Annotated in this window: 10 protein-coding genes (1 of these 10 running past the window's edge); 4 read left to right on the forward strand and 6 right to left on the reverse strand. The window is 37.6% G+C overall.

Annotation, left to right across the window (positions count from 1 at the left end; all coding sequences use genetic code 11):
* The first annotated feature begins 104 nt into the window (after positions 1-104).
* Complete coding sequence (gene uvrB, locus AC3FI7_RS15490; protein ID WP_142725211.1) at positions 105-2,096, forward strand: excinuclease ABC subunit UvrB; 1,992 nt, start codon at positions 105-107, stop codon at positions 2,094-2,096.
* 70 nt (positions 2,097-2,166) lie between these two features.
* On the opposite strand, the gene AC3FI7_RS15495 is transcribed toward uvrB, so the two are convergent.
* The 4 genes from AC3FI7_RS15495 to AC3FI7_RS15510 form a co-directional block, all read right to left on the reverse strand.
* Positions 2,167-2,394 carry a DUF3820 family protein gene (locus tag AC3FI7_RS15495; RefSeq protein WP_142725222.1) on the reverse strand — a complete coding sequence of 76 codons (228 nt, stop codon included), beginning with the start codon at positions 2,392-2,394 and terminating at the stop codon, positions 2,167-2,169.
* 19 nt (positions 2,395-2,413) lie between these two features.
* Positions 2,414-3,493, reverse strand: a complete 1,080-nt coding sequence (locus AC3FI7_RS15500) for an AI-2E family transporter (protein WP_491460449.1) — start codon at positions 3,491-3,493, stop codon at positions 2,414-2,416.
* A 13-nt stretch (positions 3,494-3,506) separates the two neighbouring features.
* Complete coding sequence (locus AC3FI7_RS15505; RefSeq protein ID WP_142725213.1) at positions 3,507-4,232, reverse strand: beta-carotene 15,15'-monooxygenase; 726 nt, start codon at positions 4,230-4,232, stop codon at positions 3,507-3,509.
* Between the two features lie 72 nt (positions 4,233-4,304).
* Positions 4,305-5,030: a hypothetical protein gene (locus AC3FI7_RS15510; protein WP_228451284.1), complete on the reverse strand. Its 726-nt coding sequence runs from the start codon at positions 5,028-5,030 to the stop codon at positions 4,305-4,307.
* Between the two features lie 44 nt (positions 5,031-5,074).
* Here AC3FI7_RS15510 and AC3FI7_RS15515 point away from each other — a divergent pair, with 44 nt between their 5' ends.
* Positions 5,075-6,052, forward strand: coding sequence for an aminodeoxychorismate synthase component I (locus AC3FI7_RS15515; protein ID WP_491460450.1), 978 nt, complete (start codon positions 5,075-5,077; stop codon positions 6,050-6,052).
* The gene (locus AC3FI7_RS15520; RefSeq protein WP_142725215.1) at positions 6,036-6,662 is read left to right on the forward strand and encodes an aminotransferase class IV; all 627 of its coding nucleotides are present in this window, start codon (positions 6,036-6,038) and stop codon (positions 6,660-6,662) included. Before AC3FI7_RS15515 ends, AC3FI7_RS15520 begins: the two co-directional genes overlap by 17 nt.
* Position 6,663: 1 nt before the next feature.
* On the opposite strand, the gene menD is transcribed toward AC3FI7_RS15520, so the two are convergent.
* Positions 6,664-8,334: a 2-succinyl-5-enolpyruvyl-6-hydroxy-3-cyclohexene-1-carboxylic-acid synthase gene (menD, locus tag AC3FI7_RS15525; protein ID WP_142725216.1), complete on the reverse strand. Its 1,671-nt coding sequence runs from the start codon at positions 8,332-8,334 to the stop codon at positions 6,664-6,666.
* A gap of 84 nt (positions 8,335-8,418) precedes the next feature.
* Here menD and AC3FI7_RS15530 point away from each other — a divergent pair, with 84 nt between their 5' ends.
* Positions 8,419-9,369 (forward strand): isopenicillin N synthase family dioxygenase, encoded by a 951-nt coding sequence (locus tag AC3FI7_RS15530; protein WP_491460451.1) that lies wholly within the window; start codon positions 8,419-8,421, stop codon positions 9,367-9,369.
* Positions 9,370-9,433: 64 nt separating this feature from the next.
* On the opposite strand, the gene AC3FI7_RS15535 is transcribed toward AC3FI7_RS15530, so the two are convergent.
* A protein-coding gene (locus AC3FI7_RS15535; protein WP_142725218.1) for a bacteriocin-like protein crosses the window boundary here: on the reverse strand, positions 9,434-9,536 show its 3' portion. 170 nt of this gene lie beyond the right edge of the window; only the last 103 of its 273 coding nucleotides appear in the window; its start codon lies beyond the right edge, outside the window — the gene reads right to left on this strand; the stop codon is at positions 9,434-9,436.

Here is a 9,536-nt window from a genome sequence, read left to right on the forward strand (position 1 = left end):
TTAAAAAATCAAAACTACAAGGGTAATCTGTTAAAATTTTATTGTCAAAATATTCACCTTCAAAACATTATACAGCCTTATGATTTCTTTTGTATTTTTGTTGTATGGATTTTAAACTTCAATCAGAATATAAACCTACCGGAGACCAGCCTCAGGCTATTGAAAAACTTACTGAAGGAATAGAGATCGGTGAGAAATATCAGACGCTTCTGGGAGTAACAGGTTCCGGAAAAACCTTTACTGTTGCGAATGTTATACAAAATGTACAACGTCCGACATTAGTTCTGGCACATAACAAAACACTGGCAGCACAGCTCTTCATGGAGTTTAAAGAATTCTTTCCGGAAAATGCGGTAGAATACTTTGTGAGTTATTATGATTATTACCAGCCTGAAGCATATATTGCTACCACCGGAACGTATATTGAAAAAGATCTGAGCATTAATGAAGAGGTTGAAAAATTGCGTCTTTCTGCTACGGCGAGTCTTCTTTCCGGAAGAAGGGATGTTTTGATCGTGGCATCTGTTTCCTGTATTTATGGTATCGGAAACCCTACAGAGTTTCATAAGTCATTAATTTCAATAGCTATTGGTGAGAAAGTAACGAGAACAGCACTTCTTCATTCACTGGTTAATGCCTTATATGCCCGAACATTAAATGAATTCCAAAGAGGAACCTTCCGTGTAAAAGGAGATGTAATTGATGTCTTTCCTGCCTATGCAGACAATGCAATCAGAATTCAGTTTTTTGGAGATGAAATTGAAAAGATTCAAAGCTTTGATCCCGTTACCGGAAATGTGGAGTCTAATTTTGACCAGATCCAGATTTACCCGGCCAATCTTTTCGTGACCTCCAAAGAAACCTTGAACGGTGCTATCAGAGAGATTCAGGATGATATGGTAAAGCAGGTTGACTTCTTTAATTCTATCGAAAAACCTTTGGAAGCCAAAAGGCTTCAGGAAAGAACTGAACTGGATCTCGAGATGATTAAAGAGCTTGGCTACTGTTCCGGAATTGAAAACTATTCGAGATACCTGGATGGACGTCTGCCAGGAACAAGACCTTTCTGCCTAATAGATTATTTTCCTAAAGATTTCCTGATGGTGATTGATGAAAGCCACGTAACCGTTCCACAGGTTCATGCTATGTATGGTGGTGACCGAAGCCGCAAAGAATCACTGGTGGAATTTGGATTCAGACTTCCGGCTGCGATGGATAACAGACCTTTAAAGTTTGAAGAATTCGAAGCCATGCAAAACCAGGTAATCTACGTTTCTGCAACCCCTGCAGATTATGAACTGGAAAAAACCGGAGGCGCTTATATAGAACAGATCATCCGTCCGACAGGGCTTCTTGACCCTATTATTGAAGTAAGACCTACTCTAAATCAGATTGATGACCTGATGGAAGAGATTCAGAAAAGAGCTGATGCTGATGAAAGAGTACTGGTAACTACATTAACAAAGAAAATGGCAGAAGAGCTTACCAAATACTTCACCAAATTTGGAATCCGGACAAGGTATATTCACTCTGACGTTGAAACCCTCGAACGGATACAGATCATGCAGGACCTCCGTTTAGGACTTTTTGATGTACTTATCGGGGTCAACCTCTTAAGAGAGGGGTTAGATTTACCTGAAGTTTCTTTGGTTGCTATTCTGGATGCTGATAAAGAAGGAATGCTGAGAAGCAGAAGATCAATGATTCAAACTGTTGGGCGTGCTGCAAGGAATGTAAATGGAAAGGCCATCATGTATGCAGATAAAATCACTAAATCTATGCAGGCTACTCTTGATGAAACAGAATACCGCAGGGCAAAACAAATGAAATACAACGAAGACAATGGCCTTCAGCCAAAAGCTTTGAATAAAAAAATATCTGAAAATCTTGTCGGAAGAAGTAAAGATTTCCCTGATGAGAAATATACCCAAAAAGAAATCCTTCAAAAGGTTGCCGAAACAAAAGCCAGCTATGCCAGTGAGGATATAGAGAAAATGATTGCCCAGAAGCAAAAAGAAATGGAAGCAGCGGCAAAAAATCTCGATTTTATTAAAGCGGCTAAACTGAGAGATGAAATTGAGGCTTTGAAAGCTTAACACAGATAATAGATTCGGCGGCATCTTCGATGCCGCCGAATCTGTATACCAATCTGATATACTTTAAATTTTATAATCCATTTCTCACAGCAGCCCTTATAGGAGTCAAAAGATCCATCAGACCATTTAATTTGATCTCATAAACTGTTGAAAGTTGCATTCCCAGTTTTCCTTTGGGCATTCCGCTTCTGTTGAACCATTCCAGATAGCTGATCGGAAGATCTACAAGAACTGTTCCTTCGTACTTACCGAAAGGCATTTTGACAACACATATTTCTTTTAATATTTCGGGATTTATTCCTTCCACCTTTATATAATTAAATTAATTTTTCTCCAAGATCATTCTGATTGGGTAATTCAAGGTCCGGAGGCATATCCTCATCCGAAAACTCATTTCTGTACACCTGAATGAGAAGAAGGGTCAACGAGATCAGAATAGGCCCGAAAATAAGCCCCATAAAGCCAAATAGATTCATCCCCATAATAATCCCGAAAACGGTATTCAGCGGATGAATATTTTCCAGCTTGTTTAAAAGTGTAAAACGAAGAAGATTATCCGTCAGACCTACCACCACCACACAGTATGCTGCTAATCCAAGTCCCGGGCCTGTATTTCCTTCGGCAATCATAAAGATGCATACCGGAACATAGACAATGGCCGTTCCTACAACAGGGATTACTGAAGATGCGGCTGTCAGGGCAAAGAGTAATACCGGCCCCGGAGCGCCAAAGATTATATATCCTATCAGGGAAACAATGCCCTGTCCTACTGCTACTACAGGAATTCCTATAGCATTGGCCATGATCAGCTTCCTCATTTTGTCGCCGATCAAAGAAATGTTCGCCCTTTTCAAGGGGGCTGAATTACTTAAAATCCTTTCGAATAACCGGGGTTTTTCCAACATAAAGTAGAGAATAAAATACATGGACATTATTACAGTAAGAGTATTAAACGTCCCACTGAGTGCGGAAGTAGAAACCTTTCCTACGGAGTCCTTCAGTTTGGTCATATTTTCTTTACTCAGAATATCAAATCCTGTTTTAGAAAAAATATAAGAATGTATTTTATCCAGAAAAACATTGAATTTAGCCATATAAGCCTGCGCATTCCCAAGTTTATCGATAATCAGATCAGCAATAAAATAGATGGGAAGAATGAGGACAATAAGACTCGCAAACATTAATGCGAAGGCAGCCAGTGACGGTTTCCATTTTTTTTCTTCCTGCAGGTAAAAATTATACTTTCTGCAGACTACATAAATGGTAATCGCACCAAGAACCGAGGGAATAAACAATGCCAGGTTAAAACAGATCAGTCCTGCCAATACCAGAATGATGGCCAGTAACGATACCTGCTTTATCGCAATACTGCTTATTTGTTTGTCCTTATTCATCATGAATTTAATATTTTTACTTACTGTACATAATCTGTCTTGGTTTTCCCAGGAAAGCGCAATACGTTGAGTACATTACAATCATAATAAATGGGGCTGTAAGGATCACACCTATTCCACAAAGAATAACTCCGGCAATAGAAATCAGAAATCCTAAAAATCCTGTTAACAGGAAAGTTCCATAATTCTCTTTTGCAATATTGAAAGACTTTGACAAAGCATCCGTAGCCGACGCATTTTCAAATAAAAGGATTGGATATCCTATTAAAAGAAAAGGGTATACAAAAATGATGGGAAGGATACAAAGTGCAAGAGAAAAAGAGGTTATAAGCCATGAAAGAAGGCTGTAAATCAATATATTGACAAAATTCTGGCGGTAACCGATGAAAAGATCGGAAAACTCTATCGGGTTCTTGGTGTTGTATTTGTTCACCATATAAATCAGTCCTACATACAAAGGAGACAATAAAATATTAAAAAGGCTGGAAGCTCCCATATAAACAGGAAGTCCCGGCGTACTCCATAAATTGAAATTTCCTGAAGATTTTATATCTTCAACCACCGCAGCAGAATCAAATCCGGTAAGCATTTGAATAAGAGATCCGCCGAGCAGATAAATGATCATCGCCACGATCCCGTAACCAAAAACGCCTTTATACATTTCAAAAGCATGAGAAATAATCGATCCCGTATCTCTGTTAGGAACAGAGCCCTGCTGATCAAATTCGTTAAATTCAGACATAGTTTAAATATTTAATGATTTTACCAAAATTAGTTTTTTTTAGTAAAAAAACACATTAAACCTAAATGAATTTTAGTTTTTCTCAGAAAAAACGGTTTTATAAAGTGAATAAATCATCGCGTTCCAGAAAGGAAATGTGAAAAGTCCACCAATGAAAAACAGCATGAACCCCAGATATTTAAACAGCAGAGCAACAATTGCACAAACCAGTATTTCCAGGAAATACATTCTGAGGGCTTTAAAAGTAAGTGAAATAGCTTCAAAAATCCTTTTATTGGCAAAAAACATTAAAGGGGCGACAAATAAAGTGGCAAGCACCCAAAGAATTCCAAGAATAATAGTCTGAGCTGTATTCACATACACAAAGAACCAAAAAATATAATACCCGATGTATTTAAAAAAATTAAGCCCATTGTATCCAACCAGTAAATCTCCTAATTCCAGCTTTTCCTTAAGATCAATCTTTCTGAAAATCTGGTAAAACCCAATATTCAGAGGGTACAGAAAGATCATAGTTCCCACAATCATCAGAGAAAATTTTTGAAAATCAGGTGTTGAAGCCATTTTGGTATACTGCAATGCATAAGCTTCCATTCCATCTTTAATATATTTGCCGGTCTCCATGTATTGCTGTATAATATTATATTTCAGATCGGCCGCAAAAACTACCGTAAGGAAAATTCCAAAATAAAAAATTGAAAACATCAACTGAAAAACCAGAGTTTTATTCCAATAAAAAAAAGCCTGCTTCAATATAAAATCTATTCCCGGTTTCTGAGGATATTTGTTCTGCATCATAAAAAATTTATACAAAAGTAAACATCAATAAGTATTTTTGCAGAATGTTTTCAGTGAATCATCAAAAATTTATGGAAATGGACGAGCTTTCCCTTCAGAAAGTTCCCTATTTCTTCGTGATAGACTTTCTTTCAGAGAACGTTGAAATTTATCCGGAATATGAAATTGAAAAATCAGGCTTATTGGTTGATTTTCAATCATTTTCAAATTTAAAAACATCACACGATTTAAATAAAAAAGTAGTCTGGAAATCATTTCCGGAGACACAGGAAAGCTTTAAGGTCGGATTTGATAAAGTTCAGGAAAATATTCGTTTAGGAAACTCTTATTTGGTAAATTATACCCGAAAAACCAAAATAGAGACTAATTTAAGCCTAGAAGAAATTTTTTATCACTCAAATGCGAAGTATAAAGTATTTTATAAAGATTTTTTTGTATTTTTTTCTCCGGAAACTTTTGTAAAGATCATTGAGGGTAAAATTTTGACGTATCCCATGAAAGGTACTATTGATGCTTCTATTGAAAATGCAGCAGAAATCCTTAAGAATGATAAAAAGGAAAAAGCAGAACATTACACTGTAGTAGATCTGCTGCGGAATGACCTGAGCATGGTGGCAGATGATGTAAAGGTAGATCATTTCCAGCAAATTGACTTTATCAAAACCCAGCAAAAGGATCTGTATGCAATGAGCTCCGAAATTTCAGGAATGATCAAGGCTGAGTATAACGGAAAGATAGGAAGTATAATGCAAAAGCTGCTTCCTGCGGGCTCTATTTTAGGCGCTCCGAAGCCTAAAACACTGGAAATAATTCTGGAGGCAGAAGGATATGAAAGAGGATATTACACTGGAGTTTGCGGCTGGTTTGACGGCCAGAATGTTGACAGTTGTGTAATGATACGCTTTATTGAAAAAGAGGGAGATCAACTTTATTTCAAAAGCGGAGGCGGTATAACGCATATGAGTAAATTAGAAGACGAATATCAGGAAATGAAAAATAAAATCTATGTCCCAATTCATTGAAAGCATTAAAGTAGAAGATCAGGAGATTTTTCTATTGGATCTACATCAGAAACGTGTCAACCAAACTTTTTCTCATTTCGGGAAGGAAGACTCTATTGATCTGGCCAAGATCTATAAAAATCTGCAGCATGATGAAGATGGCCTCTTCAAATTAAGAATTGCTTATGATCTTGACAAAAAGATCAGAACACAGATGATTCCTTATGCGATCCCTGAAATTCAGGATTTCCAGCTGGTAGAGAACAACAGCTTCGATTATTCTTTCAAGTTCGAAGACCGTAAAGAACTTGATAAAATGAAAATGAAAGCTAAGGCAGAAGAAATTATTATTGTCAAAAACAATCATATTACTGATACTTCTTTCTCCAACCTTTTATTCTTAAAAGGAAAAGACTGGTTCACGCCTTCTACCTATCTCCTGAACGGCGTACAGAGACAACACCTTTTAAAACACAAAAAGATCAAAGAAACGGAAATCACTTTACAGAATATAAAGCAATTTACCCATTTCCAGATCATTAATGCATTGAATGACTTTGATGATATGTTTGTATATCCCATCGACAGAATAATCAATCTGCCAGGGAACGAAGAATATCTTGACCTTTAAATCATTTCATAAATTCAAAATACGACTTCAGTACATCCGCACTGTTTTTTCCGTGAGTATTTACCTCAAGGATCTTGGGCTGTGCATCAGGTTTGAAGAAATTCTCTAAAACTCTGTCCAGCGTAAGCTCATCTTCCACCCTGATGTAGGAGAATCCGAAATGCTTAGCCAGTGATTCTGCATTTTTACGGTGCTTGGTCGCAATAAACTCATCCAGTGTATTGGGATTGGCATTTCCAGGCCCCGGAATGATTTTAAAGATATTTCCTTCTCCGTTATTGAAGATCATGATTCTCACAAATGGAGGTATGTATTGGTTCCAAAGTCCGTTAATATCATAAAAGAAACTCAGGTCTCCCGTTATCAGTAAGGTCGGATGTTCATTTTTGATGGCAAAGCCCATCGCTGTAGAGGTTGACCCATCAATTCCGCTGGTTCCTCTGTTACAGTACATCTTTCTCTTTCCGAAATCAAACAGCTGTGCATATCTGATCCCTGAAGAGTTACTGAAATGAATATTATAATTCTCCGGAATGGTCTGTGAAGCTCTATTGAAAAAATAAAAATCAGAGAACTCAACCGTATTTAAAAACTGTTCATGTCTGGCATCTTTTTTATCCCTTAAAACATCCCAAAGATTAAAATAGGGTCTAGGCTCCAGATTGATAAATTTCAGCAGTTTTGAAAAGAAAACCTCAGGTCTGACTTCAATTTTTTCTGTCAGCGAAAAATAAGTATCCGGCTGCCATACTTCATCCAGGTGCCAGTGCTGCTTCGGGCGGGCACTTCTCAGAAACTGCTTTACTTTTTTGGAAACCACATTCTGTCCTACCGTAATCAGCAGATCCGGAGCATATGTTTTATAGTCTTCTTCCGTAAAATTGAAAATATAACGGTCTATGTGTCTGAAAAACTTCTCATGATACAGGTTTGAGTTGGCTTCACTCAATACCACAACAGAATGGTTTTTTACCAATTGTGTCAGTTGATTTTCCAGCTCAGGGCTATAATCTCTCGTTCCCACCAGCAGCATGATTCTTTGGGAAGTATGCCATTCTGCTATCAGATTGGATGGGATTTCATAGTCTTTATGTTTTATTGTTTTTTCCACAGTGGGAAATGTGGGAAGCTCTGAAACAAGTTCGTACAGAGGTTCTTCCAATGGAATATTAATATGTACAGGACCTTGCTTTTCAAAACAAAGCTCGATGGCTTTTTTTATCGTATCGAAATTAATATCCTCTGCATGTTCCCTGCTGTCTTCCAAAAGCTGGAAATCACCATAGGAATGCTGATGAAAAACATCCTTCTGCCTTATTGTCTGCCCATCAAATATATCCACGAAATCAGTCGGTCGGTCTGCCGTCAGTATCAGCAGTGGAATATTCTGATAAAAAGCTTCAGTAACCGCCGGATAATAATTAACAACAGCGGATCCGCTGGTACAGGTAATCGCAACCGGCTTTTTTTCACTTTTTGCCATTCCCATTGCAACAAAAGCAGCACTTCTTTCGTCTACAATGCTGTAACAGTTAAAACTATCCACCTCTGAAAAATGAATGGCCAAAGGAGCATTTCTTGACCCCGGAGAAATCACAATATCTGCAATTCCGTACTGCTGAAGAAGATGTGCAAGTATTTGGATACTTCTCTTAGAAGAATATTTTTTCATACAGCAAATTTAACTTATAAATAATGATTTTAAAATCATTTAATTTAAAAAAAATGTAATTTTGCTGTTCGTAAATTTCTAAAAATGGATAAAATACCTAGTGTAGACCTGCGTGATTTCCTTTCGGACAACCCGGAACGCAAACAGAAATTTGTAAATGAAATCGGAAAAGCTTATGAAGAAATTGGTTTTGTAGCCTTAAAAGGCCATTTTCTTGATGACAACCTAGTAGAAGATTTGTATGGAGAGGTAAAAAACTTTTTTGACCAGCCAGTGGAAACCAAACAAAAGTATGAGATTCCTGGGATCGGCGGCCAGAGAGGGTATGTAGGATTCGGTAAAGAAACCGCAAAAGGTTTCAAAAAAGGAGACTTAAAAGAATTCTGGCACTTCGGACAGTATCTGTCTGATGACTCAAAGTACAGAGCCGAGTATCCCGACAATGTAATCGTTGAAGAACTTCCTAAGTTCAACGAAGTAGGTAAAGAAGCCTTCCAGATGCTTGAAAAAACAGGGCAGTATGTTCTAAGAGCTTTAGCACTACACCTTGGATTAGATGAATTTTATTTTGATGATAAAATTGCTGAAGGAAACTCTATTTTAAGACCCATTCATTATCCTCCAATTACAGAGGAACCGGATGATGCGGTAAGAGCAGCTGCTCATGGAGATATCAACCTTATTACTCTTTTAATGGGTGCACAGGGTAAAGGTCTTCAGGTTCAGAATCATAAAGGAGAGTGGATTGACGCTATTGCAGAACCCGATGAGCTGATGATCAATGTTGGAGATATGCTTTCAAGACATACCAATAACAAATTGAAATCTACCATCCACCGAGTGGTAAACCCGCCAAGAGAATTGTGGAGTACATCGAGATATTCAATTCCCTTCTTTATGCATCCAATCAGTGCCATGTCTTTAAATGCACTTGAAAACTGTGTAGATGAAAACAATCCAAAATTATACGAAGACACTACTGCCGGAGAATTCCTGCATGAGAGATTGATCGAATTGGGATTGATTAAGAAATAAAAGAAAAACGGCTGCTTCAAAAAGGCAGCCGTTCTTATTTTATCAGTTACATTCATTACTTTTTCTAACCTGTTATACAGTAAAATTCCGGACATGGAGTGGGTTGCGTAAAGGTTCCCCATGGACAGATACAGGTATAGGAATCACCACCTCCACCAGGATTCCCT

The sequence above is a fragment of the Chryseobacterium sp. TQ-BC-N36 genome, from assembly GCF_058382295.1.